The organism is Pseudomonas sp. R151218B TE3479 (assembly GCF_053629195.1).
The window spans coordinates 5,881,428-5,908,207 of sequence record NZ_JBRJHV010000001.1 but is presented as its reverse complement, the minus strand read 5'-3'; the positions used below and the strand labels follow the sequence as shown (position 1 = coordinate 5,908,207).

Below are 26,780 nucleotides of genomic sequence, written 5' to 3'. Positions count from 1 at the left end.
CATGTTGCCTTTCTGGATCGCCCTGCAATTTCTCAGCAGCCTGCCGGTGCGCCTGCCTGGCATGCCCGAGCCCGAACAACTGGGGCGTTCGCTGCTGTTCTATCCATTGGTGGGGCTGGTGTTCGGTGCTTTGCTGTGGCTGCTCAATGCACTGCTGCTGGGTGCGCCGTCGCTACTCCACGCCGCGCTGTTGCTGACGGCCTGGGTGTTGCTCAGCGGAGGCCTGCACCTCGACGGCCTGGCCGACAGCGCCGACGCCTGGCTGGGCGGTTTTGGTGACCGCGAACGCACGCTGCTGATCATGAAGGATCCGCGCAGCGGACCCATTGCGGTGATCACCTTGGTGTTGGTGCTGCTGCTCAAGTTCGCCGCGCTGCTGGCGTTGATCGAACAGGGGCAAGCGTTGGCCTTGATCATCGTGCCGGTGCTGGGGCGTGCGGCGTTGCTTGGCTTGTTTCTCAGCACACCTTACGTGCGCGCCGGCGGGTTGGGCCAAGCGCTTGCCGAACATCTGCCCCGGCGCGCGGGTGGATGGGTGTTGTTGGTGTGTGCGTTGGGCTGTGTGCTGGTGGCGGGGTGGCCCGGCGTTTGGGCATTGGCCGTTGCCTTCGCGGTGTTCGTTGGCTTGCGGCGGATGATGCTGCGCAGGCTCGGGGGCTGCACCGGGGATACAGCCGGGGCGTTGCTGGAGTTGCTTGAAATAGCGGTGTTGGTGGGGTTGGGGTGGGTCTGAGTTGACGGGAACGCGATGGTGGGCCGTTTCGGGATTTGAGGGGTCAACCCTTTAACCCACTCACCCGAGCAAACTCCATCAATCCACCGTCATGCCCAAGCCCCAACTTGTCCATGGCGGTGCGTTTTTGTCGGCTGATAGTTTTTTCACTGCGATTGAGCTGGGCTGCAATCTGTCTGCCCGACATCCCGTGCACGAACAGCCTCACCACCTCCAACTCCCGTTCGGAAAGGCTCACCCGGTTGGCGTCCGAGCGCGTGGCGGCCAAGGATTGCCCTCGCAGAAGCTCAAGAAAAGCCGGGCATGCATACTGCCGCCCCTGGGTGACACCGAGGATGGCCTGTTTCAGTTCCATCAAAGGACTGCGTTTATCGAACAAGCCGTTCACACCGGTATTGAGCAAGGCCTGCAACACGGACGGATTGCGTAGCATGGTGATCACGATCAGGGGGCAGGCGCGGTAGTGGCGTTTCAAATAGCCCATCAGGGCTAGGCCGTCCGGGAACTGCCCATCGGGCATCGAATAGTCGCTGATGACCAGGTCGCAAGGGGTGCGCTCCAAGTGCTGGAGCAGTTCATCGGCGTTGCGAGCCTTGGCAACCACTGAAAACCCAGCCCCCGCCAGGACCATTTCGATACCCGTCAGCACGACGGGGTGATCATCGGCAAGGATGATGCGTATAGGGTTGTCCGAAGGAGGCCTGTGCGACACTCGCGTATCGTCACAGGTGCTGAGGCCGAAAATGTCGCGGCATTCGGGCGTGTGGTTCAGATTCATTGCTGCCTCTACAGGGGCCAAGTACATCCCGACCGCTGCTGACAAGCCATCGGAGCGCTCAGATCAAGCCTCGTTCGCGCGCGATTTTTCCCGCGAGATGACGCGAACTGACGCCGAATTTTCGTCGGATGTTGTTGAAGTGATAATTGACGTTGGCCTCGCTGCAATGAACGATCACGGCGATTTCCCAGGAAGATTTGCCGGCCTCGCTCCATTGCAGGAACTCTTTTTCTCGGTTGGTCAGTCGGATTTTCGGTGGTTGCTTGCTATCGGTAGTATGGAAGCGGTCCTGATAGGACGTTGAGTATCCGGAAACAGCGGTGGAGTGATACATGAACGAAATCTCCCATTCATCATCAGTGATGGCGTGGCGGCGGCGGAATCTTCCTACTACTTGATGGTATGGTTCGCACGGCCCTTCTTCAGCCCTTGGGGCTCGAGGCACGGCTTCGTTATAGCTTGATTCAGGCCACCTGAAACCTGTCAGACATTACAGGTGGGTGGACTTTAATGACGAGTCGTCGAAAAGGATGTCAGGCAAGGCACTTGATATTGTGGGAATTTTCACGATTTGCTCGTTCCATCTGTGGCAAGGGGATTTATCCCCGTTGGGCTGAGCAGCAGCCCCATGCAGTCAGCTCTGACACACCGAGGTGCCTGATTTCAGGGGCGCTTGGCGGTGCGACGTTTCGCTAAATCCCCCTCGCCACAAGATTTGTGAGGGCGGATTCCTTGATTTAAATTTGCATTCCACCAAACCCGGGTATATACACGCACTATGCTTCCTTCCCAATGTCTGTGCATCAACCTGCGTCGTGCCGCTCGTGGCGTCAGCAGGTATTACGACGGCGCCCTCGATGGCTTCGGGATCAACGTTGCCCAGTATTCTTTGCTGAGCAACCTGGCGCGCCTGGACCAACCGAGTATTTCCTCCCTGGCCGAGGCCATGGGCCTGGACCGCAGCACCTTGGGGCGCAACCTGCGAGTGCTGGAAGGCGAGGGGTTGGTGAGGCTGGCCGAGGGCGAAGACCTGCGTAACCGCATCGTCGAGCTGACCGAAACCGGGCACGCTCGGCTGGCGGCGGCGCTGCCGGCCTGGGAAGCGGCGCAACAACGATTGATCGATAAGCTGGGCGCCGAGAAGCGCACGGCATTGCTGGCCTTGCTGGACGAATTGGCGTAGTGCCGGTTCGTTCGACTACAAGCGGGTATATACCCGCGAGCGGAGAACAAGAATGACATCGATGTGGCGTACCTGTGGTTGGGTCCTGGTGGGCAGCGCGCTGATCCTGGCGCTGTCCCTGGGCGTGCGGCATGGCTTCGGCCTGTTCCTGTCGCCCATGAGCGCCGAGTTCGGCTGGGGCCGTGGGGTGTTCGCCTTTGCCATCGCCTTGCAGAACCTTATCTGGGGCTTGGCGCAGCCCTTCACTGGCGCGCTGGCCGACCGCTTCGGCGCGGCGAAAGTGGTGCTGATCGGCGGGGTCCTGTATGCCGTCGGCCTGGTATTCATGGGGCTTTCGGATTCTCCTTGGTCGCTGTCGTTGAGTGCGGGGCTGTTGATTGGTATCGGTCTGTCGGGCACGTCGTTCTCGGTGATTCTCGGTGTGGTCGGACGGGCCGTGCCGCCGGAAAAACGCAGCATGGGCATGGGCATCGCCAGTGCCGCCGGTTCCTTCGGCCAGTTCGCCATGTTGCCCGGCACGCTGGGGTTGATCGGCTGGCTCGGTTGGTCGGCGGCGTTGTTGACGCTGGGGCTGCTGGTGGCGCTGATCGTGCCGCTGGTGAGCATGCTCAAGGACGCGCCGTTGCCGGTGGCCGGACATGAACAGACCCTGGCCGAAGCCTTGCGCGAGGCCTGCAGCCATTCCGGGTTCTGGCTGCTGGCGATTGGTTTTTTTGTCTGCGGCTTCCAGGTGGTGTTCATTGGCGTGCATTTGCCGGCGTACCTGGTGGACCAACATCTGCCAGCCAGCGTCGGCACCACCGTGCTGGCCCTGGTCGGGTTGTTTAACATCTTCGGCACCTACACCGCCGGCTGGTTGGGCGGGCGCATGTCCAAGCCACGCCTGTTGACCGGGTTGTACCTGTTGCGGGCCGTGGTGATTGGTTTGTTCCTGTGGCTGCCGGTGACGACCACCACGGCGTACCTGTTTGGCATGGCAATGGGCGTGCTGTGGTTGTCGACCGTGCCGTTGACCAACGGCACGGTAGCGACCCTGTTTGGTGTACGAAATCTGTCGATGTTGGGTGGGATCGTGTTCCTGTTCCACCAGTTGGGCTCGTTCCTCGGTGGTTGGTTGGGCGGGGTGGTGTACGACCGCACCGGCAGCTATGACTTGATCTGGCAGGTGTCGATCCTGCTCAGCCTGTTGGCGGCGGCGTTGAACTGGCCGGTGCGTGAACGACCGGTGGCGCGCCTGCAAGTCCAGGTCGGTGCGGCATGAGTCGCATCGGCCCGTGGTTGATCGCTGCCGGCGCCGGCCTGTTGCTGGCGCTCGCCTGGTGGGGCTGGCACCAGGGCGGGTTGGCCTTGATGCAGTTGGGCATGGGGACGTGTTGAACAATGGACGGCGGCGGGCATGGCAGAGTAACGTCGTGGTCTGACATGCTTTAAGGAAGTACCGACATGTTGATGCGCTGGTTTGCTGTTCCCGCCCTGTTGCTGGCTATGACCGGGCAAGTCTGGGCCGCCGATTGCCCGCCGTTGCTGGAGGGTTCGTTGCCCAAGCTGCGGGCCAAGGAAACCATTGATTTGTGCCAGCGCTTTGCCGGCAAGCCTCTGGTGGTGGTGAACACCGCCAGCTTCTGTGGGTTCGCCCCGCAATTCAAGGGCCTCGAGGCGCTCAACCAGCGCTACAAGGACCAAGGGTTGCAAGTGTTGGGCGTACCGTCCAATGACTTCAAGCAGGAATCCAAGGACGGGGCCGAAACCGCCAAGGTCTGCTACGTCAATTACGGTGTGACCTTCACCATGACTGAACCGCAGCCGGTGCGGGGTGCGGATGCGATACCGCTGTTCAAGCATTTGGCTGAACAATCCGGCGCGCCGAAATGGAATTTCTACAAGTACGTGGTGGACCGCCAGGGAAAGGTGGTTGGCAGTTTTTCCAGCCGGATCAAGCCTGACGATCCCGATTTCATCCAGGCGGTAGAAGCGGCCATCGCCTCCAAACCCTGACGCCTACCACGAAAAAGCCCCGCCTCTTTGCAGAGTGCGGGGCTTTTTTTCGCTTCAGTTGGCGAGGGGTTCAGGTTCGCCGTGAAACATCAGAAGCGGTAGGTTGCACCGACACCGAAACCGTTGGCGCTGTTTTCGTATTTGGCGTTGTAGGACTGGCCGAGGGCATTGCTGCCGCTGACGTTGACTTTTTCTTCCTTGAGGTAGGAATAAGCCACGTCGATGGTCAGGTCGTCGGTCGGGCTCCAGCCGGCGCCCAGGCTGAAGATGGTCCGGTCGCCGGTCGGGATGCGTGGCGAACGGTCCTGGTTGTTGGTCGGTGCCTGGTCGAAGGTCAGGCCGGTACGCAGTACCCACTGCTTGTTCAGCTGGTAGGAGGTACCGATGGCGTAGGCCCAGGTGTCGTGCCAGTTTTGTTCTTCAGTAATGGAACTGAAGAAGCCAGGCGCGAAAGCTCCGCCCGTTGCGGGCGTTACACCGTCGTTGTTCACGGTGATTTCTTTCAGGCGGCTCCAACGCGTCCAGGTGCTGCCCGCGTAGACGGTCCAGGCATCATTGATTTGCTGGGTGACCGAAAAGTCCACCGATTCAGGCGTGGTGATATCCAGCGAAGCATCGTAGCGCGCGCCGTTCAGCAGGCTGGGAGGTGTGCCAGCCCCAGGACTGATTTCGGTGTGGCCTTCGAGCTTGTACTTGACCTTGGAGTGATAGGTCAGGCCGACACGGGTGGTGTCGGTCGCCTGGACCAGCAGGCCGATGTTGTAGCCGTAGCCAATGTCGTCGCCCTTGATCTTCACGCTGCCATCATTCGGTGACAGCGGCGAGGTCAGATCCGATTCCAGGGAGCCGGAAATACGGTTGATGGTCGGGCCGAAACCGATCGATACCTTGTCGTTGAAGGCATAGCTGACGGTTGGCTGGAAAGTGACGACTTTCACTTCGCTCTTGCTGCCGAAGTTGCGGCCCTGGAAGCCATTTTCGTAATCGGTGATCAAGCCAAACGGCGCGTAGACACCCAGGCCGAAAGCCCACTGATCATCGATCGGCTTGACGTAGTAGCCCATCGGAACGCCGGTGAGCGGAACCATGTCGCCCTTGTTGGTGCCGGACTGGGTACCGCTGGCATCGTCGATATCGGTGGAGGCATCGATGGCGGCGAAGCCACCGGTGACTTGCTGACGCTTGAGGCGCGACATGCCGGCAGGGTTGCCAAACACGGTGCTGGCGTCATCGGCAGAGGAGGAACGACCTGCGAAACCAGTGCCCATGCCACTGATGCTTTGTTCGTTCAAGGCAAAGCCACTGGCGAAAAGTTGCGTGGATGCCAAGGTAACGGCAAGGCCAAGGGTGGTTTTGAGCATCATTTTTTTCATTGTTAGAACTCCTGGTGATCACCGGGGCGAAAATTACCAACATTTTCGTTCAAGCGCTATAGCCTGTATGGCTTGATTTAGAGCGGTTTTGTAGGACAATCCGACCAGATTCGCACCCGTTGTAGGAAGTTTCCAAATCTCCCATCAGCAAGCGACCTGATTCAGCGGCGAAACACAGCTTTGCCAGGCGCAGGTGAAATCTCGCAGGCGCCCTTGGGGATGAAAGGTCTGGCGCCAGATGCGGGCCATGCCCAGCAGGTCGTCGGCGTCGGGAAGCGGGGTATTCTGTTCCTCCACCAGCAGCCAGGCGATGGCGGTGGCGTAGCGCAAGTTGACGGTCAATTCCAGGTGCGGGCCGCTGAGAAAGGCATGCTGGCTGGCCAGGCCACGCACCAGGCTGGCCCGTTCCGGATCTCGTGCCAGGTAATGATCCCAGAGGGCCTGGTGGCGGGGCTCGGTAATGCGATACAGGCCATGCCCGCGTCGATCATGCAGGGCTGAACCCAGGGCGGACTGGCTGGCGGCAATGCCCAGCAACAAGGATTCCGCGGTTGCGCTGTGACGCTCAAGGTAGAGGAGCGTCGGGCGGATCACATATCGACACAGTTCGCTGGCAGCGATACCCATAAAACCCTCGAAGTGTGAAAGGGGCGGAGCCTGAAGAGTGTGGGCTTGGCAGCGGTGGATCGGTCCAGGCTCCGCCGGAAGCGGATCATGCCGCTTGACTTGAAGTGTAGTGTCATATTCCCGCTGTAAAGGACTGTTTTTAAAACATCTTCAGCGAATGGTTATAACTGTTATATCCCTTGGTGCTTACGCTGTTTCGCTTAATCGAGAAATTTCGGGCAACAAAAAGCCCCGCTTTCTGGGCGGGGCCTTTGGGGTTTCAGCCTTTCTGGCGTCTCAGGCAACCAGTGCCTGGCGAGTACGCTCGATCACGGCCTGCAGCGGTTCGGCGCTGGAGTACTGGTCGGGGTACAGGCGTTCGCTGTGACGGGCGATGCCGTGTTCGTTGACCAGCGTGAAGCTGAAACAGCCTTTGCGAGCGGCCATGATCAGGCAGTTCATCGGTGCAAAAGCGTTGGTGAGGGTGCGGATAGCATCCTGTGCGTGGATTTGAGTAGACATGTTATGGGTGTTCCTGCAAATGACACGGTTAAGAACCGTGCAACGTTAAAACGTTCCAGTAACGTCGACCACCATTGGTCGAACGAAGAACCCGACTGGAACAAAGCAGCCAGTTTGAGCGCTATACAAGTGCGCGCTTGGGCTGGCAGGTAGGTACTTAGGAGGGCAGGCAACACATCAAGGGCAAAGGTTCTGGGCCCGGGGTGAAGATCCTGATCAATTTTGCAGGCTGGTTCGGTCAGAGTAATGAGCCTGGCAACACCCTTTGCATTCGATCAAAGGCTGTGTTGGCGCAAGATTTACCTGGAAACCATCGAGGGGGTCGGTCTCTTTTTTCGGTGAAGCATCCTTTGGAGGATGGTTGACCGTGGAGATGTGTTCGACCCGGAATTGACTTTCAGCTTGGTACTAACGCTGCGGATACTAACGGATCGAACCCGTGAAGGGAAGGGTGTTGGTTAAAAAATATTCAAGTGGGCACTCAATCGCTGTGGAGGGCATGCCGTAGCACAGGAACCGACGCTTGCAAATGCGCCAACGCCACCGCTGCTGCAATGCACGCCAGAGGTTATCCCCAGCTTTTACCGCCCGTTGTACCAAAAAATCGCAGTGTTATAACCCGTTCAGCTGTTACTTGTGCACACTCGTGGCGCCGCTTGTCACCGAACTGTCATGTCGAAACAATCCGGGGTAGGTGCCTGTATCCAAAATTTAAGTCAATGAAAAACATCGCTTTTTTTTACTGGTGAAAAAATCGTCAGTTTGAGCGCAGGCCCCGTTCCACAGGGCTTTGCGCGAGTTCAGGGGGGGTTGTCCACTGAGTTATCCACAGCTTCTGTGGATTGTCCCAAGCGCTTGCTCTAGCACGGGCGTGCCGGTTTTTTTCGGCTTTACCCGTACGAAAAAAGGAGTAGAGTGGCGCGCCTTCCGATCTGTCCCACAGTGTTTTATGAAGTTTCGCTCAGTATCAAATCCTGTTACCTCCACACCCTCTGGTGTTACCCCACCCAAACGTATGTCGATGCGGGTGGCTGAGTGGCTGCTCGACAGCCCGCGGCTGGGGGACAGCCCCAGCGTCAAGCACCTCGCTGGTCGTTTGCTCAAGCAACCGGCCCGTGAAGGCGTGGTGGCCGCGCAAAGTCGCCTCGGGCAGTTGATGTGCCGAGAATGCGGCAACGCCCGGGATCGACGCATCGGCCACGACCTGCTGCGCCAGGCCGCCCGGGCCGGCGATGATCGTGCCCGCCGGGCCCTCGGTGAAATCGAAGACTGAAAACGAAGACTGCGCTGGGCAACCCCCAGCCGCTTGGTTAACCTTCGGGCTTTATTTGATCGGCAGGAATTGTCATGGCTATGGATTTGACCAGCCTGTTGTTTGGCCTGGCAGGCGCTGCGGTGCCGTTGCTGGCACTGGCCTGGCACCTGCAACGCCAAGCCGCCGCCGCGCAGACCGAACTGGCCCTGCTGGAGGAGCGCCTGGCCACGGCCCACATGGCCCACGATGGCCTCAACGCCCAACTCGATGCCTGCCGCGACGAAATCAGCGATCTGAGCCAGGCCAACGCTGCCAAGCAAGCCGAGCTTGCCGCGGCCTGCCGTGAAGTCGAATTGCTGCAGATCGAGCGCGACAATGCCCGGGATGCGGCACACGCCTGGAACCTCGAACGTGCCAACAAGGAAGCCGAGCTGCGTCGGCTCGATGCCCAGGCGGCGTCGCTGCAGGCCGAACTGCGTGAGCAGCAGGAAAGCCATCAGCAACGCCTGGATGACCTGCAAGGCTCGCGAGACGAGCTGCGGGCGCAGTTCGCCGAGCTTGCCGGGAAGATCTTCGACGAACGTGAGCAGCGTTTCGCCGAAACCAGCCAGCAACGCCTGGGCCAGTTGCTCGATCCGCTGAAGGAACGTATCCAGTCCTTCGAAAAACGCGTTGAAGAAAGTTATCAGGCCGAGGCCCGGGAACGTTTCTCCCTGGGCAAGGAACTGGAGCGTTTGCAACAACTGAACCTGCGCCTGAGCGACGAAGCCACCAACCTCACCCGGGCGCTCAAGGGTCAGAAGACCCAGGGTAACTGGGGCGAACTGATCCTGGAGCGGGTGCTTGAACATGCCGGCCTGGAGAAGGGGCGCGAGTATCAGACCCAGGTCAGCCTCAAGGGGCCGGACGGCGAGCGTTTCCAGCCGGACGTGTTGATTTATCTTCCGGGCGACAAGCAAGTGGTGGTCGATTCCAAGGTCAGCCTCACGGCCTATCAGCAGTACGTGGCCGCTGAAGACGACGCCATCGGCCAACTCGCGCTCAAGCAACATGTGGTGTCGTTGCGTGCCCACGTCAAAGGCTTGGCCGGCAAGGACTACAAACGCCTGGACGGTTTGCACAGCCTGGATTTCGTGTTGCTGTTCGTGCCAATCGAAGCGGCGTTTTCCGCCGCGCTGCAAGCCGAGCCGAACCTGTTCCAGGAAGCTTTCGACCGCAACATCGTGATCGTCAGCCCGACCACGCTGCTGGCGACGCTACGGGTGATCGACAGCTTGTGGAAGCAGGAACGCCAGAGCCAGAACGCCCGGGAAATCGCCGAGCGGGCCGGGTGGCTGTATGACAAGTTCGTCCTGTTCATCCAGGACCTGGACGAGATCGGCAGTCGCTTGCAGCAGTTGGACAAAGCCTACAGTGCGGCGCGCAATAAACTGACAGAAGGGCGTGGCAACCTGATCAGCCGCAGCGAACAGCTCAAGCTGCTCGGCGCCCGGGCCAGCAAGAGTTTGCCCAGTGAATTGCTCGAACGGGCGATGAGCGATGCGGATGGGTTGCCTGAGTTGCCTGAAGAGACGGCAAAAACCCAGGATTGATGAAACCCTTGGGCTTGATGCAAAACCCTGTGGCGAGGGAGCTTGCTCCCGCTGGGCTGCGCAGCAGCCCCTTTTTGTGAGTGCTGTGCACTCAAGCGGGAGCAAGCTCCCTCGCCACAGAGGCCCCTTACATCCCCCGAGTTCCCTACAACGGCAAATGCCGACTCAACAATGCCCGCAACGCCGCCGGCTTCACCGGCTTGGCCAGATAATCCAGGCCCGCCGCATGCACCAGGGCCACCGTCTCGGGGCGGCCATCGGCGCTGATCACCACCCCTGGCACCGGTTCCCCCATGCGCCTGCGCAGCCAAGCCATCAGCTCGGTACCGGTCTCGCCGTCATCCAGATGAAAATCCACCAACGCCAGTTGCGGTCGGCCGCCCTGGGCCAGCCAACGCTCGCATTCCTCGCGGTTGCGCGCCGTCCATACCTGGCAACCCCAGCGCGTCAGCAGGCTGTTCATGCCGATCAGGATGCTGTCTTCGTTATCGACGCACAGCACCTGCGCGCCGCTTGGCAAGTGACCGTTGGGTTCGGCCACGGAGCTCGGCGCGACGGCCTGTGTAGCGGCTATGGGCACGCTGACGCTGAACACGCTGCCGCGCCCCGGCCAGGAGCGTACGCGCAAGGTATGGCCCAGCACGCGGCATAGGCCGTCGGCGATGGCCAGGCCCAGGCCCAGGCCTTTTTCGGCGCGGGTCTGGTGGCTGTCCAGGCGCTTGAACTCTTCGAAAATGACTTGCAGCTTGTCCTCGGCGATGCCCGGTCCGCGGTCCCAGACTTCCAGGCACAATTCGCCGTTGCGCCGGCGTACGCCTAGCAACACCGGGCCCTTGGCGTAGCGGAAAGCGTTGGTCAGGAAGTTCTGCAAAATGCGCCGCAGCAGCTTGATGTCGCTGTCCACCCGCAACTTCGAGCCGCGAACCCGGAACTTCAAGCCTTGTTCCTGGGCCAGGGCCGTGAACTCCGCGCCGAGGGTATCGAGCAGCTCGTTGAGGGCGAAGGGCTTGCGGTCGGGGTTGATCTTGCCGTTTTCCAGGCGAGAGATATCCAGCAAGTCGGTGATCAGGTCTTCAGCCGAGCGCAGTGAACTGTCCAAGTGTTGTACCAGTTGCCGGGCCTCGCTCGGCAAACCGTCGTGCTGGTGGGACAGCGCGGCGGAGAACAGGCGCGCGGCATTGAGCGGTTGCATCAGGTCGTGGCTGACTGCCGCGAGGAACCGGGTCTTGGATTGATAGGCCGCTTCGGCGGTGCTCTTGGCTTCGGTCAGGGCCAGGTTCAGCTGCGACAGTTCCCGGGTGCGTTCCGCCACTCGTTGCTCCAGCCCTTCGTTGGCTTCGGTCAGCGCCTGTGCGGCCTCACGGAAGGCGGTGATGTCGGTGAAACTCATGACGAAACCGCCACCGGGCATCGGGTTGCCGATCAGCTCGATGACCCGGCCGTTGGGGAACAGCCGTTCAGAGGTATGGGCTCGGCCCTGGCGCATCCAGTGCAGGCGCCTGGCGACATGGACTTCCGCCTCGCCCGGCCCGCAGAGGCCACGTTCGGCGTTGTAGCGGATGATGTCGGCAATGGGCCGGCCGACACTGATCAAGCCGTCCGGATACTTGAACAGCTCCAGGTAGCGACGGTTCCACGCCACCAGTCGGAGGGACTGGTCGACCACGCTGATGCCCTGGCTGATGTTCTCGATGGCGCCTTGCAGCAGGGCGCGGTTGAACTGCAGCACTTCCGACGCTTCGTCCGCGATCCGGACCACGTCTTCGAGCTGCATCTCCCGACCTTCGATGGCGGCTTTCACGACCGCGCGTGTCGAAGAGGCACCGAGTACACCGGCCAGCAGGCGTTCGGTGTGGGCGATCCATTCGCTGTCGGCGTTCTGGTTCGGGTTGAAACCTTTGCCCTGGCGGTAGGCGAAGCGAATGAAACTTTGCCGCGCCCGCTCTTCGCCGACGAACCGTGCGGCCAGTTGCAACAGGTCTTCGATGTGCACCGCCAGCATCGAGCGAGGGTTGGGGCGGGCGCTGATTTCCTGGCCGATGAAGCGCCCGGCCTGCCAGTGTTCCGAGACGCGTGTGCGCGACAGCACCGACACCCAGGCGAACAGCGTGAAGTTGCCGGCCAGGGACAGGACCACCCCTTGGGTCAGCGGCGTGATCGGCAGGTTCAAGGGATTGCCGTGCAACCAGGCCAGCCCCGGGAAACTGCTGAGCGACCAGCCCAGGCTGTGGGCGGCAATCGGCAACACCAGGGTGTAGAACCACAGGAAGATCCCCGTGGCGAGGCCGGCGAACACGCCGCGCCGGTTGGCCTGTTTCCAGTACAGCGCGCCGAGCATGGCCGGGGCCAGTTGGGTCACGGCGGCGAAGGCGATCTGGCCGATGGTCGCCAGGCTCGCCGTCGAGCCCAGCAGCCGATAGCTGACATAGGCCAGCAACAGGATGACCACGATGCTGACCCGGCGCACCGAGAGCATCCACTGACGGAACACCTCGAAGGGGCGTTCGGCGTTGTTGCGGCGCAGCAGCCAGGGCAACAGCATGTCGTTGGAGACCATGGTCGACAGCGCCACGCTGGCCACGATCACCATGCCAGTGGCCGCCGAGGCGCCGCCGATGAACGCCAGTACCGCCAGGGCCGGATGGGCCTGGGCCAGCGGCAGGCTGATGACGAACGAGTCCGGCAGCACGGAACTGGGCAGCATCATTTGCCCGGCGAGGGCGATGGGCACCACGAACAGCGCGGCCAGGGCCAGGTAGGCGGGGAATACCCACTTGGCCAGGCGCAGGTCCTGGGGCTCGATGTTTTCCACCACGGTCACGTGGAACTGCCGCGGCAAGCAGATGATCGCCATCATCGCCACCCCGGTCTGCACCACCATGGACGGCCAGTTGATGGTTTCTTTCCAGTATTGCTCCAGCCGTGGCGCGAGCATCGCCTGGTTGAACAGGTCGTCGAAACCGTCGTACAGGCCGTACGTCACGAACGCTCCGACCGCCAGGAAGGCGAACAGCTTGACCAGGGATTCGAAGGCAATCGCCAGCACCATGCCACGGTGGTGTTCGGTGGCGTCCAGGTTGCGGGTACCGAACACGATAGTGAACAGCGCCAGGATCAGCGAGACGATCAGCGCGGTGTCCTGGGCGCGGGTGCCCATGGCGTCGGCACCAGCGCCGATCAGCAGGTTCACGCCGAGCACGATGCCCTTGAGCTGCAAGGCAATGTACGGCAGCACGCCCACCAGGCAGATCAGTGCGACCACCACCGCCAGGGATTGGGACTTGCCGTAGCGGGCGGCGATGAAGTCGGCGATGGAGGTGATGTTCTCCTGTTTGCTGATCATCACCATTTTCTGCAGGACCCACGGCGCCAGTACCAGCAACAGGATCGGCCCGAGGTAGATCGGCAGGAACGACCAGAGTTGTTCGGCGGCCTGGCCCACGGCGCCAAAGAACGTCCAGCTGGTGCAGTACACCGCCAGCGACAGGCTATAGACCCAGGCTCGCACCCGTGGCGGCAGCGGCGTGCTGCGCCGGTCGCCGTAGAAGGCGATGGCGAACATGATGGCCATATAGGCCAGGGCGACAACGGCGATCAGCCCGCTGGACAACGACATGGAAACTCCCGGACAAAGACACCGGGACTTGAGCCCGGCAGGACAGTCTCGCATGCCCGCTCGGGTTCGTCAGTGTCGACCAAGGTCGAGGCGTGGTGGGGTGTCGCAGATGGGTAATGAGGTGTCTGGGCGGGCCTCATCGCGAGCAAGCTCGCTCCCACCTACTGGATCTTCAGCGGACACATCATTTGTGCACGACTCGATCAGTGTGGGAGCGAGCTTGCTCGCGATGACGGTGTTACTGACCCAACGCAATATCCACCAACCGATACAACTCCTCAGCCTCCAACGGCGCAGTGGCAAAGAGAATGCGGAACACCGTCGGGGCCACCACCACATTGATCAGCCGCTCGACGCCCGGGTTGGGTTCACCGGGGTAGCGGTCCAGGATGATCTGCAACTGACGGCTGATGATCCCTACGCAGTACCCGGGGGTAGCGCAGGCCTGAATGTCGCGCATCATGTTACGGCCGGGCTCGGAACTCATTTCGTCCAGGTACTGCTCGGCCCAGGCGCGCAGGTCGCCGCGCAAGCTGCCGGTGTCGGCGGGTTCGCCATCAGGGCGCATACGGGCGATGGCGACGTCGGCCAGCAGTGCCGGCAGATCGCCCCAGCGCCGGTAGATAGTGGACGGCGTGACCCCGGCGCGCGCAGCGATTTGCGGCACGGTCAGTGTGGCGCGGTCCTGCTCTCGCAGCAGGGCGCGGACCGCCGAATGAATCGATTCCTGGACCCGGGCGCTTCGGCCGCCGGGGCGTAAACCTTCTTTAATAGCCATGCGTCAGACCTTAACACAAAGAATTTGCTTTAAGCGCACGCCGGTAGCACACTCCTCAAAAGCAAAAAATTAGCTTTTGCGAATGTTCTTGTGGAGCGTGCCCATGTCCCGTCCAGCTTCGACCCGCGCCAGCCTGATCTTCCTGGCCCTTACCTTGCTCGGTTTTCTCGCCGCGTCCAGCGCGCCGACGCCGTTGTATCACCTCTATCAGGAACAATTACAGTTCTCCCCGGCCGTTCTGACGCTGATTTTCGGCGTATACGCCTTCAGTCTGCTGGCGGCCTTGCTGACGGTGGGGTCGCTGTCGGATTACCTGGGCCGCAAACCGGTGATTTTCGTGGCGCTGTTGCTCAACATATTGGCGATGCTGCTGTTTATCAGCGCCGACAGCGTCGCCTGGTTGATCGGTGCCCGGTTGATCCAGGGGTTCGCCACCGGCATGGCCACCAGTGTATTGGGTGCTGCCTTGCTGGACTTCGACCGTCGCCAAGGCCCATTGATCACCAGCGTTGCGCCGCTGTTGGGCATGGCGTGCGGGGCGCTGGGCTGTGGCCTGCTGGCCGAGTTCGCACCGTTGCCGTTGCAACTGACCTACTGGCTGCTGCTGGGGTTGTTCCTGGCCCAGGCCGTTTACCTCTGGCGCCTGAAAGAAAGCGTCAGCCCGCAAGCGGGTGCCTGGCAGTCCTTGCGTCCGACTTTGCACGTTCCACCCCAGGCGCGGCGAGCCTTGTGGCGGGTCCTGCCACTGGATCTGGCGGCCTGGGCCGTGGGCGGTTTCTACCTGTCACTGGCACCGTCGTTGGTGCGGGCGGCCACCGGATCGACCTCCAATCTGATCGGCGGCGCGCTGGTGGCGGTGTTGACCCTCAGCGGCGCGTTAGCCATCTACCTGTTGCGCAACCAGGAGGCCGACACAATGTTGCGCCCGTCCGCAAGCCTGTTGGTGATCGGTCTGGCATTGGTACTGGTGGCGGTGCATGGCGCCAGCTTGCCGTTGTTCTTCGTCGGCACGCTGGTCACCGGTGGCGGTTTCGGCGCTGGGTTCCTGGGGGCGCTGCGCAGCCTCATGCCGCTGGCGTTGCCCCACGAACGGGCCGGCTTGATGTCGGCGTTCTATGTCCTGAGTTACCTGGCCTTCAGCCTGCCGTCGCTGCTGGCGGGGAACCTGACGCGGGTGTTCGGCTTGATCCCGACGACCGATGGGTATGGCGCCGTGTTGATTGTGCTGTGTGTCGCAGCGCTGTTGGGGTTACGGCAGTCGATAAAACCGCTCAGCGATGGCGTTCGGCCTTGAAACCAGGCATGCAGGTGCCGCTGGCAGTGGGTTAGTCTTGGCACCTCAGTCTTCTTCCGGACGGATCCCTTGAAAATCATCCGCAGTAAATCCTTCATCGGTGACCGTGCCTGGGCGGCGCTGGATATCGCCAACATGAATGGCATCACCACGCGCCTGCACTGGACCGATCAGCCTTATAAATGGCACATCAATGACGGCCAGGAAGTCTTCGTGGTGCTCGATGGGCAAGTGCAGATGTGCTATCGGGAAGAGGGCGTCGAAAAAGCGACCTTGCTGGACGCCGGAGACATTTTCTACGCCTCGGTGGGCACCGAGCATGTAGCCAATCCGTTGGGCGAGGCGAGAGTTCTGGTGATCGAGACTGAGGGCAGTGTCTAACTGTTATCTGTAAAGTAGATAACAGATAGAGAAATTACCCGTTATATAGATATTCGATCCGGCCCTAGCATGGCTCCACCTCATCCGAGGACAGGAGTTCGTCATGACATGTGCTGCAAAAAGCCGCTTTCGGCCCTTGAGCCATTTGCCCAGGCCGATGGAGGCCATTCGTCAATTCACGCCAAACTGGTTTGCCGTGATCATGGGTACCGGTGTGCTGGCGCTGGCCTTGGCGCAATGGCCGGCAGCTATGCCGGGCCTGCACGCTCTGGGCGAAGGGCTGTGGGTGTTCAACACGCTGTTGTTCGTGGTGTTCGCCTTGATGTATACGGCCCGTTGGGTGTTGTTCTTCGACGAAGCACGACGGATTTTCGGCCATTCAACGGTCTCGATGTTTTTCGGCACCATTCCCATGGGGCTGGCGACCCTCATCAACGGCCTTTTGCTGTTTGGTCTGCCGCGCTGGGGCGAGGGCGTGGTAACGGTGGCCGAGGTGTTATGGTGGATCGACGTGGCCATGTCCCTGGCCTGTGGCGTGCTGATTCCCTTCCTGATGTTCACCCGCCAGGAGCACCGGATCGACCAGATGACCGCGGTATGGTTGCTGCCGGTGGTGGCCGCCGAAGTGGCCGCCGCCAGCGGTGGGTTGTTGGCACCGCATCTGGCGGACGTTCATTCGCAAATGATCATGCTGGTCACCAGCTACGTGCTCTGGGCATTTTCCCTACCGGTGGCGTTCAGCATCCTGACGATCCTGCTGTTGCGCATGGCCCTGCACAAGTTGCCTCACGAAAGCATGGCCGCCTCGAGTTGGCTGGCCCTTGGCCCGATCGGCACCGGTGCCCTGGGCATGTTGTTGCTAGGCAGTGATGCGCCCCTGATTTTTGCCGCCAATGGCCTGCCTGGCGTGGGCGAGATCGCCGCCGGGTTGGGGCTGGTGGCCGGTATCACGTTATGGGGCTTTGGGTTCTGGTGGATGTTGATGGCGTTGCTGATCACCGCCCGCTATCTACGTGGCGGCATCCCGTTCAACCTTGGCTGGTGGGGCTTTACCTTCCCATTGGGCGTGTTTGCACTGACCACGCTGAAGTTGGCGGACTTGCTGAAACTGGATTTTTTCAGCGCGTTCGGTGGTGTGCTGGTGGCGATGCTGGCGGTGATGTGGCTGATCGTTGGACGGCGTACGTTGCTAGGTGCCTGGCACGGCGAGTTGTTTGTGTCGCCCTGCATTGCGGGGCTGGCGAAATAATCGCTAAAGACAGGTAATGTGTGGCCTGGATCGAAAAACGTTCATTCCAATAAGCGTCCACGCCACTCAGGAACATGGAAGATGAGTCACCCTTCGCAGTTCACCTTGCTTCGCACGCGGCGTTTCCTGCCGTTCTTCATCACGCAGTCCCTTGGCGCGTTCAACGACAACATTTTCAAGCAGTCGCTGATCCTCGCCATCCTTTACAAATTGACCATCGAGGGGGATCGCTCGATCTGGGTCAACCTCTGCGCGCTGCTGTTTATCCTGCCATTCTTTCTGTTTTCGGCCCTGGCGGGGCAGTTTGGGGAAAAATTCGCCAAGGATGCGTTGATCCGTCTGATCAAGCTCGGCGAAATCGTCATCATGGCGGTAGGCGCGGTGGGCTTTGTGTTCGACCACTTGTCGCTGATGCTGGTGGCGCTGTTCGCCATGGGCACGCATTCGGCGCTGTTCGGTCCGGTGAAGTATTCGATCCTGCCCCAGGCCTTGCGCGAGGAAGAGTTGGTCGGTGGCAACGGCCTGGTGGAGATGGGTACGTTCCTGGCGATCCTGGCCGGCACTATTGGCGCTGGAATCATGATGTCCTCGGCGCATTACGCCCCGGTGGTATCCACCGCGATCATCGGCGTGGCCGTGCTCGGTTACCTGGCCAGTCGCGGCATTCCACGTGCGGCGGCGGCCTCGCCGCAAATGCGCCTGAACTGGAACATCTTCAGCCAATCCTGGGCCACCCTGAAGCTGGGCCTGGGGCAAACCCCGGCGGTGTCCCGTTCGATTGTCGGCAACTCCTGGTTCTGGTTCGTCGGAGCGATCTACCTGACGCAGATCCCGGCCTATGCCAAGGAGTGGATGCACGGCGACGAAACCGTGGTGACCTTGATCCTGACGGTGTTCTCGGTGGGAATCGCGTTGGGTTCGATGCTCTGTGAAAAGCTGTCCGGACGCAAAGTCGAGATCGGCCTGGTGCCGTTCGGCTCGTTCGGGCTCACCGTGTTCGGTCTGTTGCTGTGGTGGCATTCCGGTGGAATTCCCGACAGCGTCGAGGGGCACGGTTGGCTTGAAGTGCTCGGCTTCGGTCACGCCTGGCTGGTGTTGATCGACATCCTTGGCCTGGGTGTGTTCGGTGGCTTCTACATCGTGCCGCTGTACGCATTGATCCAGTCGCGCACGGTGGAGAACGAGCGGGCGCGGGTGATTGCCGCCAACAATATTCTCAACGCGTTGTTCATGGTGGTCTCGGCCATTGTCTCCATCGTCTTGCTGAGCTTGGCCAAGCTGTCGATCCCGCAGTTGTTCCTGGTGGTGTCGTTGCTCAACATCGGCGTCAACGCGTACATCTTCAAGATCGTCCCCGAGTTCAGCATGCGTTTCATGATCTGGCTGCTGAGCCATTCCATGTACCGTGTGGAGCATCGCAACCTGGAGGCGATACCGGATGAAGGGGCTGCGCTGTTGGTCTGCAACCATGTGTCTTTCGTCGATGCCTTGTTGATTGGCGGCGCGGTGCGTCGGCCGATTCGCTTCGTGATGTACTACAAGATCTATAACCTGCCGGTGCTGAATTTCATCTTCCGCACTGCTGGGACCATCCCGATTGCCGGGCGCCAGGAAGACATTCAGATCTACGAAAAAGCCTTCAAGCGAATTGCCCAATACCTGAAGGACGGCGAGCTGGTGTGCATTTTTCCTGAAGGAAAATTGACCGCTGACGGTGAGATCAATGAGTTCAAGAGCGGATTGACGCGCATCCTCCAGGAAACCCCGGTGCCGGTGATTCCCCTGGCGCTGCAGGGTTTGTGGGGCAGTTTCTTCAGCCGCGACCCGGCCAAGGGGCTGTTTCGCCGGTTCTGGTCGCGGGTGACGCTGGTGGCGGGTTCGGCGGTCACGGTAGAGGCGGCAACGCCTTCGAATTTGCAGGTGTTGGTGGGAGACTTGCGCGGCACCGTCCGCTAGGGCGAAAAACTGTGGGAGCGAGCTTGCTCGCGATTGCAATCTGCCTGCTGGCATTGAGGTCACAGGCAGACCGCTATCGCGAGCAAGCTCGCTCCCACAGGTTTATCAGGCGCTGACCTTGAGCCCGATCAACCCCGCAACGATCAACGCCACGCTGGCCAGGCGAACCAGCGCCATTGACTCACCAAACAGAATGATCCCGGCGATCACCGTGCCCACGGCACCGACCCCGGTCCAGATCGCATAGGCGGTACCCAGCGGCAGTTCTTTCATGGCAAGGCCGAGCAGGCCGAGGCTGATTGCCATGGCGGCGATGGTCAGAGCAGTGGGGAGAGGGCGGCTGAAGCCGTCGGTGTACTTCAGGCCGACAGCCCAGCCAACTTCGAACAGGCCGGCAAAAAACAGAATGATCCAGGACATCAAACACCTCATCGATGGATGGGGTCGTCCCCGGATAATGAACGCTAAGGCGTTGCGGGGTCGTCCCCGCGGAGGATGGATAGAGTGCCCATGATCGGGCACTCGATCAAGTCTGCCTTAGTCAGCGGTTTGCCGGGCGGCTAGAGTTTCACGGTCCTGTTTTTCACTCATGCGCCGGAAGTACGTCGAGAGCAAAGCCCCGGAAATGTTGTGCCAGACGCTGAACAGCGCGCTGGGTACTGCCGCCAACGGCGAAAAGTGCGCGCTCGCCAACGCCGCGCCGAGGCCGGAATTCTGCATGCCCACTTCCAGTGCCAGGGATTTGCGCTGGGCCAGTGGCAGCTTGAACAGATGCCCGGTGAAGTAACCCAGCAAAAAACCGAAGCTGTTGTGCAGCATCACCACGGCCATGATCAACAGACCCGATTCGGCAATTTTTGCCTGGCTGGCGGCAACGACGGCGGTGACGATGATGACGATGCTCACCACCGACACCAACGGCAACACCTCCACGGCATGGCGCACCTTGTCCCCCAGCAACCGCTGTGCCACCACGCCCAGCACGATCGGCAGCAGCACCACTTGCAGGATCGACCAGAACAGCTCCATGAATGACACCGGCAGCCAGGCCGAGGCCAGCAGCCAGATCAGTGCCGGGGTCAGCAGCGGTGCGAGCAGGGTAGTGACGGCGGCGATGGCCACCGACAGGGCCAGGTCGCCGCGGGCCAGCCAGGTCATGACATTCGACGAGGTGCCGCTTGGGCAGCAGCCCACCAGAATCACGCCGACGGCAATTTCCGGCGGCAGATGGAAAACCTGGCAGAGCAACCACGCCACACCGGGCATGATCACGAAATGGGCGACCACGCCCAGGGCCACGCGCCAGGGATGGCGTGCGACTTCGGCGAAGTCTTCGAGCTTCAGGGTCAGGCCCATGCCGAACATCACCAGCCCCAGCAGCGGCACGATGGCGCTTTTCAGGCCGATGAACCAAGCGGGTTGCAGAAATGCTACCACCGCGAAAATCAGTACCCAGTAAGCGAAGGTATTGCCGACAAAGCGGCTCAATGCAGCCAGTGCGCGCATGACCTGATCCTTATTATTAAGAACATCCAATACTAATGTGGGAGCGAGCTTGCTCGCGATGGCGGAGTGTCAGTCAACATCTCGGTGGCTGTCATACCGCTATCGCGAGCAAGCTCGCTCCCACAAGGGTAAGCCGTTGCTTTTTAGATCCCCTGCGGAATCTCTTCCCCACCCAACGCTTCGACCAGCGCCGGCAGGAACTCGCCGAACGTCAACATCATCAGCGTGAAGCTGGCGTCCAGCTGGCCGAGGGCTTCGTCGCCACCGTCCTGCTCCGCCTGGTCCTGCAGCAGGTCTTCGAATTTCAGGCGTTTGACCACCATCTTGTCGTCAAGCACGAAGGACAGTTTGTCCTGCCAGGCCAGCGACAGTTGGGTCACCACCTTGCCGGTGTTCAGGTGCAGCTGGATTTCGTCGCTGGTCAGGTCCTGGCGCTTGCAGCGCACGATGCCGCCGTCTTCGTGGGTGTCGCGCAGCTCGCATTCATCCAGCACGAAGAAATCGTCCGCGGCCTTCTGGGTCTTGACCCAGTCGGTCATGGTGGCGGTCGGGGCCATCTTGACCGTCAGCGGGCGAACCGGCAGCGAGCCGATGACTTCGCGCAGGGTGGACAGCAGGTCTTCGGCGCGTTTCGGGCTGGCCGAGTTCACCAGGATCAGGCCCTGTTTCGGCGCGATGGCGGCGAAGGTGGACGAGCGGCGGATGAAGGCACGGGGCAGGAACGCCTGGATGATTTCATCCTTGAGCTGGTCCCGCTCCTTTTTATAGACCTTGCGCATTTGCTCGGCTTCGATCTCTTCGACCTTTTCCTTCAGGGCATCGCGCACGACGCTGCCCGGCAGGATGCGTTCTTCCTTGCGCGCGGCGATCAACAGGAAGTCCTGGCTGACGTGCACCAATGGTGCGTCTTCGCCTTTGCCAAACGGCGCGACGAAACCGTAAGTGGTCAACTCCTGGCTTGCACATGGACGCGCCAGTTTGCTGGCCAGTGCAGTTTCCAACGCCTCGGCATCAAAAGGCAGATCTTGGGTCAGGCGATAGATAAGCAGGTTTTTGAACCACATGGGGTGAGTCTCTCCTTTATACAAAGGGGGGCATTATTCTCTTCGCGGCGCCATAGGCCAACCCTTCGCTAAGCCTTTGGAAGGCCTGAAAAAATTAATTTAAAAAGTGCTTGCCAGCTTAAAGAGCGCTCCGTAGAATGCGCGCCACACCGAAAGCGAAGGGTGATTAGCTCAGCTGGGAGAGCGTCTGCCTTACAAGCAGAATGTCGGCGGTTCGATCCCGTCATCACCCACCATTCGTTCAACGTGTTACGCGCAGCGGTAGTTCAGTCGGTTAGAATACCGGCCTGTCACGCCGGGGGTCGCGGGTTCGAGTCCCGTCCGCTGCGCCATATTCGGTTACCTGGAACACTGAACGCCAGGTCACCACGGAAAGCCCGCTAACGCGGGCTTTTTGCTGTTTGCAGTTCCTGCGGTGTGTGTTGCTCATGTTTTTTTGCTTATTTATCAATTAAATCAGCACTTTACGAAAAACTGTGAGAGAATGCGCCCCGCATCGAAAGTGAAGGGTGATTAGCTCAGCTGGGAGAGCGTCTGCCTTACAAGCAGAATGTCGGCGGTTCGATCCCGTCATCACCCACCAAACTTTCAATGTTACGCGCAGCGGTAGTTCAGTCGGTTAGAATACCGGCCTGTCACGCCGGGGGTCGCGGGTTCGAGTCCCGTCCGCTGCGCCATATTCGGTTTCCTGGCCCACTGAACGCCAGGTCATCCACGAAAAGCCCGCTCAATCGAGCGGGCTTTTTGTTGCCTGTCATTTGGCCGTGCTACTGCTCGGCATTGCGGCTGTGGCGGTAATCACTGACCGCCTCATACACTGCTTTGCGCAAACGGTTGATGCCGCCGATGGGGCGATGGGCCTCAATGCCGAACCACGGGTTGAACGACTGGTTGTCGCAAGCCAGGTTCAGCTTGGGCGTGTCGAAATCCTGGGCCGGCATCTTGATACGCGCCACGGTCTCGAATGGCGCATCACTTTCCTGCCATTCAATACTGGTGTCTTCGATCGGCATGTACTTGCTCGGATCCTGCCGCTGGATCTGCAAGACAAAACACGCCGGCACCCGGTCTGTGGATAACTGCTGATTCAATGCGCTGCGCAAGAAGTTCGGCAGATCCTGGTTCTGAGGAGGCAGGGTATAACTTGGGCAGTTGTCCGGGTCCGGCGCGACGCGAAACTTGGCATTGGCTTCGCCGAATTTGTAAGGCGATACCGAGAAATAAGTCGTCTGGGTCGGGCTGGCTGGAGGCGGTGACAGGGTCGCCAAGGCAATGAACAGATGACGGATCTGCCAGGTGCGCGGGTCCAGGCTCGGAAAGAACGCCATCGCCTTCTTCCCGTCAGCCTGAGCGGCCACATTCTGACGGTACTCGGCGACATCACTGACAAAGAAGTTCGGATGATTGAACATCACGAAATCCTGCTCGCCCTGTGATTGCCGATCAGCGAGCAGTTGCTTGCCCGGCACGTTCAGCAGCTTGATCGCCATCCCCCGTGCATCGCGCAGGCTGTCGAATTGCGGATAAGCGTTGCCGTTGGACAGGCGGATCGTGGCCTGCCAAGTCTTGCCCGGTTCGGCAAACACACCTTGGCGCAACGGTGCCGGCAGGTCGCTCGGCACCTGGACCTCGGCCATGACGCAACCGTGGGCCTTGGCATGGGCGTCGCGAAGGTAACGCGTGCCTTCGCGGTGCTGATCGACGATGCGGATCGCGGTCTGGATGATGTCCTGGGTCATGGCGGCTTCGCCGGGTGCGATCTGTTCCTTGTCCGGGACCGGTCCCTTGTGTTGCCAGGCAAACCAGGCCGTGGACAGGGCCCAGACGAGTAACCCGATACCCAGCAGCCACAGAAGCGTCTTGCCCAGAAAGGCGCCGAGGCGCAGCCAGAGGGTGATCAACATGCCAACATCCTTTTACCGGTGAGGTTCATCATTACAATTGCGACTCCAGTGGCCCGCCCAGCACTTTTAAATACTCCAGCAAGGCCCAGCGTTCCTGCGGTTGCAGCAAGCGGCCGATGACACCGTTACCGCGTTCGCCCGCACGGAATTCATGGCCGCTGTTGTGATTGCCGGTAATCCGGGTGTCGAAGAGAAAACCGTTGGTGAAGGCTTCGGTGCGATAGCCCAGGTGGCGAGGGTCGTATTCGAAGGTGCCTTTATAGAATGTGCTCGCCCGCTCGGCCTGGGGCGACAACAGTTGGTAGATCGTTGGCACCGAGCCGTTGTGCAGGAACGGTGGCGTGGCCCAGACACCCGCCAGTGGCCGGGCCTTGTAGGCGCGCAGTTCACGCACGCCGATGGGCAGGCCGAAACCGTCCAGGGCCGGGCGTTCGACGGGGGTGACACCGGCGTCGCGGTAAGCGCGGTTTTCGACAAAGGCGGTGACGTAGGCCAGGCCTTTGGCGACCGAAAGCTGGCTCAGGTCCAGCGGCTCCGTCGGGGCCGGGTGCAGTTGCACGTCCAGCTTCGCCAGCTCGGCCGGATCCCATTGCAGGCTGGTCAGGTCGAAGCGATGGTCGGCGATGTTATTGGCGGTGCCGGGGTCGGTGCCGATCACCTGCACGGGCAGCATGTGCAATTGCTGCACCGGCCTGTCAGGCCCCTGGACCACTTTGGGCACATGGCAACCGGCGCAGTTTTCGGTGAACAGGGCCCGGCCCTTGGCGGCCAGAGGTTTATCGATCGCGCCCAGTAACGCTTCCGGCCACACGGGCGGCTTGAGCAGTTGCAGGGTCTCTTCGATCTTGTTCAGGTCGCGCACGCGTACGCTGGAGGGATATCGAGCATCGCCCTGCAGCGGTTTACCCTGGGCATCGAAGAAACTCAGTGTGGCGCCTACCCCCAGCGCTTCCCCGACGTTGCGAGCCATCGGTTGCTGGGCTGAGCCGTTCCATTGCACCCAGTCGAACGTCCACATTTCCCACAATTGCGGGTAATCCACCGGCGCGTTGGCCACCCGGTAGTTCTCTGCCGAAATGGCGTCGCCGAAGCTGGCATTGGCGATGCGACCGAAGGCGTCGGTACGCCCTGGGCCTTCTTCGGTGGGGTAGAGGCCGCGGTGGGTATCATTCCAGGCCACTCGCAGGAACGTGTCCAGGGAAGCCTTGAACGCTTTGCGCAGCTCGTCGTGGCGGGCGTCGTAGTCCTTGCCCAGTACTTGGCGGGCGAAGCGTTCGAATTTCCAAGGGTTGTAGTAGGTAGACGCCAGACTGGCGACCAATGCCTGTCCGAAACTGCCACCACGTAGCGTAGGAACACTAGAAGGCAGCACGTGCTGGGCCGAGCCACCATCGATCCGTATCGCCTGACCCTTGAAGCGCAATTCGCCGGTATGGCACGCCGCGCAAGTGATATCCAGGAACTGCTCGGTGCTGCCCGGGTTCTGGTGCCGGGCGAAACCTACCGGCAAGTTGCCGGGATTGCCGGGCGAGGCTTTCTGCGCCGGGTCGATCAGGAAGCCGAAGCGCGCCAGGTACTCCGGCGAAGCGAAGCGTTGTTGCGAAAAGGGCAATTCGAGGGCGGTGAACCAGTCGTAGCGCAGGCCTTTGACCTGGGTGCCCTGGGGTGTGAAGTAATACGTCTGGCGCTCGGCGGCGCTCCATTGATCCAGGTAGTGCACCTGTTCGACGGGCGTATAGAACGGCAAGCGAGGATTGGCGACGTAATAAAGCACCACGGCCACGACGACGATCAGCAGCGCGAGGAGTAGCAACAAAATGCGAGAGAGAAGGCGCACGGTAACGTCCTTGTTTTTTTGATAAACCCTTATGCCTCAGTGCTGCGCGGCGGGCAAGTGGCCATTACCCTTGGCCTGCGGGGGAGCGGCAATGTGTCCCTGTACGTAATGGATGACAGATGCTTCATTTGCCCAAGATTAAAAAGCGTTTGCGGACCTGAACTTATCATCACTTTGTGGCTCACATGCCGGTAGCCATTGGTCGTGGCCGCCTGATAAGCTCGCGGCTTTATTCGATTGCCCTTTAGGCGCATGAACAAGGAAATAGCATGAAACAGCATCGGTTGGCGGCGGCGGTGGCCCTGGTTGGCCTGGTACTCGCGGGTTGCGACTCGCAGACCAGCGTAGAGCTGAAAACCCCGGCGCAGAAAGCTTCCTACGGTATTGGCCTGAACATGGGTAAGAGCCTGGCTCAGGAAGGCATGGATGACCTGGACTCCAAAGCGGTCGCCCAGGGCATCGAAGATGCCGTCGGCAAGAAAGAACAGAAGCTGAAAGACGAAGAACTGGTCGAAGCCTTTGCTGCGCTGCAAAAGCGAGCCGAAGAGCGCATGGCCAAGATGAGCGAAGAGTCGGCAGCCGCTGGCAAGAAATTCCTCGAGGAAAACGGCAAGAAAGCCGGTGTGACCACCACCGCTTCCGGCCTGCAGTACGAAGTAGTCAAGAAAGCCGATGGCCCACAGCCTAAGCCGACCGACGTGGTGACTGTTCACTACACCGGCAAGCTGACCAACGGCACCGTGTTCGACAGCTCCGTCGAGCGTGGCAGCCCGATTGACCTGCCGGTCAGCGGCGTGATCCCGGGTTGGGTCGAAGGCCTGCAACTGATGCACGTCGGCGAGAAGTACAAGCTGTACATCCCGAGCGACCTGGCCTACGGCGCCCAGAGCCCGAGCCCGGCCATCCCGGCCAACTCGGTCCTGGTGTTCGACCTGGAACTGCTGGCGATCAAGGATCCGGCGAAAGAAGACGCAGCCAAGTAATCGCGTCTGCTATAACGACAACGCCTCGCTCATGCGGGGCGTTGTCGCATCTGGGCTACGGCAAATGGCAAAAAAACCGAACGCACGTGACAGGCTACAGTCATAGGCAATACAGGCGCTGTGCTAGACGCAGTCAGCCGGTCAAGTCAATGAAATATTGGGTTTTTTTATGTGA

23 protein-coding genes and 4 tRNA genes are annotated in these 26,780 nt (G+C 60.7%); 15 read left to right on the top strand and 12 right to left on the bottom strand.

The window, feature by feature from the left end:
* Position 1: 1 nt before the first annotated feature.
* Positions 2-733 carry an adenosylcobinamide-GDP ribazoletransferase gene (locus tag AB7M32_RS25695; protein WP_454251782.1) on the top strand — a complete coding sequence of 244 codons (732 nt, stop codon included), beginning with the start codon at positions 2-4 and terminating at the stop codon, positions 731-733.
* A 43-nt stretch (positions 734-776) separates the two neighbouring features.
* On the opposite strand, the gene AB7M32_RS25690 is transcribed toward AB7M32_RS25695, so the two are convergent.
* Complete coding sequence (locus AB7M32_RS25690) at positions 777-1,511, bottom strand: response regulator (RefSeq protein WP_454251781.1); 735 nt, start codon at positions 1,509-1,511, stop codon at positions 777-779.
* 58 nt (positions 1,512-1,569) lie between these two features.
* A complete protein-coding gene (locus AB7M32_RS25685; protein WP_454251780.1) occupies positions 1,570-1,845 on the bottom strand; it encodes a helix-turn-helix transcriptional regulator in 276 nt (91 codons plus the stop codon).
* A gap of 444 nt (positions 1,846-2,289) precedes the next feature.
* Here AB7M32_RS25685 and AB7M32_RS25680 point away from each other — a divergent pair, with 444 nt between their 5' ends.
* The 3 genes from AB7M32_RS25680 (at position 2,290) to AB7M32_RS25670 (ending at position 4,689) form a co-directional block, all read left to right on the top strand.
* On the top strand, positions 2,290-2,694 hold the full coding sequence (locus tag AB7M32_RS25680) for a MarR family winged helix-turn-helix transcriptional regulator (RefSeq protein WP_092204078.1): 405 nt from the start codon (positions 2,290-2,292) through the stop codon (positions 2,692-2,694).
* A 52-nt stretch (positions 2,695-2,746) separates the two neighbouring features.
* Positions 2,747-3,955 (top strand): MFS transporter, encoded by a 1,209-nt coding sequence (locus AB7M32_RS25675; protein ID WP_454251779.1) that lies wholly within the window; start codon positions 2,747-2,749, stop codon positions 3,953-3,955.
* A 182-nt stretch (positions 3,956-4,137) separates the two neighbouring features.
* Entirely contained in the window at positions 4,138-4,689 is a 552-nt protein-coding gene (locus AB7M32_RS25670) for a glutathione peroxidase (RefSeq protein ID WP_454251778.1), read from the top strand.
* An 89-nt stretch (positions 4,690-4,778) separates the two neighbouring features.
* On the opposite strand, the gene AB7M32_RS25665 is transcribed toward AB7M32_RS25670, so the two are convergent.
* The 3 genes from AB7M32_RS25665 to AB7M32_RS25655 all read right to left on the bottom strand — a co-directional run bounded on the left by AB7M32_RS25665 (position 4,779) and on the right by AB7M32_RS25655 (position 7,190).
* Entirely contained in the window at positions 4,779-6,062 is a 1,284-nt protein-coding gene (locus tag AB7M32_RS25665; RefSeq protein WP_454251777.1) for an OmpP1/FadL family transporter, read from the bottom strand.
* A 144-nt stretch (positions 6,063-6,206) separates the two neighbouring features.
* A complete protein-coding gene (locus AB7M32_RS25660; protein ID WP_454251776.1) occupies positions 6,207-6,689 on the bottom strand; it encodes a hypothetical protein in 483 nt (160 codons plus the stop codon).
* 276 nt (positions 6,690-6,965) lie between these two features.
* Complete coding sequence (locus AB7M32_RS25655) at positions 6,966-7,190, bottom strand: hypothetical protein (RefSeq protein WP_003204606.1); 225 nt, start codon at positions 7,188-7,190, stop codon at positions 6,966-6,968.
* A 949-nt stretch (positions 7,191-8,139) separates the two neighbouring features.
* On the opposite strand from AB7M32_RS25655, the gene AB7M32_RS25650 reads away from it, so the two are divergent.
* A complete protein-coding gene (locus AB7M32_RS25650) occupies positions 8,140-8,463 on the top strand; it encodes an SEL1-like repeat protein (RefSeq protein ID WP_072406575.1) in 324 nt (107 codons plus the stop codon).
* Positions 8,464-8,651: 188 nt separating this feature from the next.
* Positions 8,652-10,037, top strand: a complete 1,386-nt coding sequence (gene rmuC, locus AB7M32_RS25645; protein ID WP_170866824.1) for a DNA recombination protein RmuC — start codon at positions 8,652-8,654, stop codon at positions 10,035-10,037.
* A gap of 145 nt (positions 10,038-10,182) precedes the next feature.
* Here the strand turns inward: rmuC and AB7M32_RS25640 are convergent, their stop codons facing one another.
* Entirely contained in the window at positions 10,183-13,653 is a 3,471-nt protein-coding gene (locus AB7M32_RS25640; protein ID WP_454251775.1) for a hybrid sensor histidine kinase/response regulator, read from the bottom strand.
* A 238-nt stretch (positions 13,654-13,891) separates the two neighbouring features.
* The gene (locus AB7M32_RS25635; protein WP_454251774.1) at positions 13,892-14,431 is read right to left on the bottom strand and encodes a TetR/AcrR family transcriptional regulator; all 540 of its coding nucleotides are present in this window, start codon (positions 14,429-14,431) and stop codon (positions 13,892-13,894) included.
* A gap of 103 nt (positions 14,432-14,534) precedes the next feature.
* Here AB7M32_RS25635 and AB7M32_RS25630 point away from each other — a divergent pair, with 103 nt between their 5' ends.
* The 4 genes from AB7M32_RS25630 (at position 14,535) to AB7M32_RS25615 (ending at position 19,311) form a co-directional block, all read left to right on the top strand.
* Entirely contained in the window at positions 14,535-15,725 is a 1,191-nt protein-coding gene (locus AB7M32_RS25630) for an MFS transporter (protein WP_454251773.1), read from the top strand.
* Positions 15,726-15,794: 69 nt separating this feature from the next.
* Positions 15,795-16,106, top strand: coding sequence for a cupin (locus AB7M32_RS25625; protein ID WP_454251772.1), 312 nt, complete (start codon positions 15,795-15,797; stop codon positions 16,104-16,106).
* Positions 16,107-16,209: 103 nt separating this feature from the next.
* Positions 16,210-17,355 (top strand): TDT family transporter, encoded by a 1,146-nt coding sequence (locus tag AB7M32_RS25620; RefSeq protein WP_454251771.1) that lies wholly within the window; start codon positions 16,210-16,212, stop codon positions 17,353-17,355.
* Positions 17,356-17,436: 81 nt separating this feature from the next.
* On the top strand, positions 17,437-19,311 hold the full coding sequence (locus tag AB7M32_RS25615; protein ID WP_454251770.1) for an MFS transporter: 1,875 nt from the start codon (positions 17,437-17,439) through the stop codon (positions 19,309-19,311).
* Between the two features lie 105 nt (positions 19,312-19,416).
* Here the strand turns inward: AB7M32_RS25615 and sugE are convergent, their stop codons facing one another.
* The 3 genes from sugE to rdgC form a co-directional block, all read right to left on the bottom strand.
* Positions 19,417-19,731 (bottom strand): quaternary ammonium compound efflux SMR transporter SugE, encoded by a 315-nt coding sequence (gene sugE / locus AB7M32_RS25610; protein ID WP_003204587.1) that lies wholly within the window; start codon positions 19,729-19,731, stop codon positions 19,417-19,419.
* A gap of 117 nt (positions 19,732-19,848) precedes the next feature.
* Positions 19,849-20,817 (bottom strand): bile acid:sodium symporter family protein, encoded by a 969-nt coding sequence (locus AB7M32_RS25605; RefSeq protein WP_106270333.1) that lies wholly within the window; start codon positions 20,815-20,817, stop codon positions 19,849-19,851.
* A gap of 143 nt (positions 20,818-20,960) precedes the next feature.
* A complete protein-coding gene (gene rdgC, locus AB7M32_RS25600; protein WP_014339706.1) occupies positions 20,961-21,881 on the bottom strand; it encodes a recombination-associated protein RdgC in 921 nt (306 codons plus the stop codon).
* Positions 21,882-22,041: 160 nt separating this feature from the next.
* Here rdgC and AB7M32_RS25595 point away from each other — a divergent pair.
* The 4 genes from AB7M32_RS25595 to AB7M32_RS25580 all read left to right on the top strand — a co-directional run bounded on the left by AB7M32_RS25595 (position 22,042) and on the right by AB7M32_RS25580 (position 22,558).
* A tRNA-Val gene (locus AB7M32_RS25595) sits at positions 22,042-22,117 on the top strand.
* Between the two features lie 19 nt (positions 22,118-22,136).
* Positions 22,137-22,213: transfer RNA gene (locus AB7M32_RS25590), tRNA-Asp, on the top strand.
* 175 nt (positions 22,214-22,388) lie between these two features.
* A tRNA-Val gene (locus AB7M32_RS25585) sits at positions 22,389-22,464 on the top strand.
* Positions 22,465-22,481: 17 nt separating this feature from the next.
* Positions 22,482-22,558, top strand: a tRNA-Asp gene (locus AB7M32_RS25580).
* A 90-nt stretch (positions 22,559-22,648) separates the two neighbouring features.
* On the opposite strand, the gene AB7M32_RS25575 is transcribed toward AB7M32_RS25580, so the two are convergent.
* Together AB7M32_RS25575 and AB7M32_RS25570 are read right to left on the bottom strand one after the other, a co-directional pair.
* Entirely contained in the window at positions 22,649-23,785 is a 1,137-nt protein-coding gene (locus AB7M32_RS25575; protein WP_454251769.1) for a catalase family protein, read from the bottom strand.
* Between the two features lie 31 nt (positions 23,786-23,816).
* Complete coding sequence (locus tag AB7M32_RS25570; protein WP_454251768.1) at positions 23,817-25,622, bottom strand: di-heme-cytochrome C peroxidase; 1,806 nt, start codon at positions 25,620-25,622, stop codon at positions 23,817-23,819.
* A gap of 269 nt (positions 25,623-25,891) precedes the next feature.
* Here AB7M32_RS25570 and AB7M32_RS25565 point away from each other — a divergent pair, with 269 nt between their 5' ends.
* Positions 25,892-26,605 (top strand): FKBP-type peptidyl-prolyl cis-trans isomerase, encoded by a 714-nt coding sequence (locus AB7M32_RS25565; protein WP_003204577.1) that lies wholly within the window; start codon positions 25,892-25,894, stop codon positions 26,603-26,605.
* The last annotated feature ends 175 nt before the right edge of the window (positions 26,606-26,780 follow it).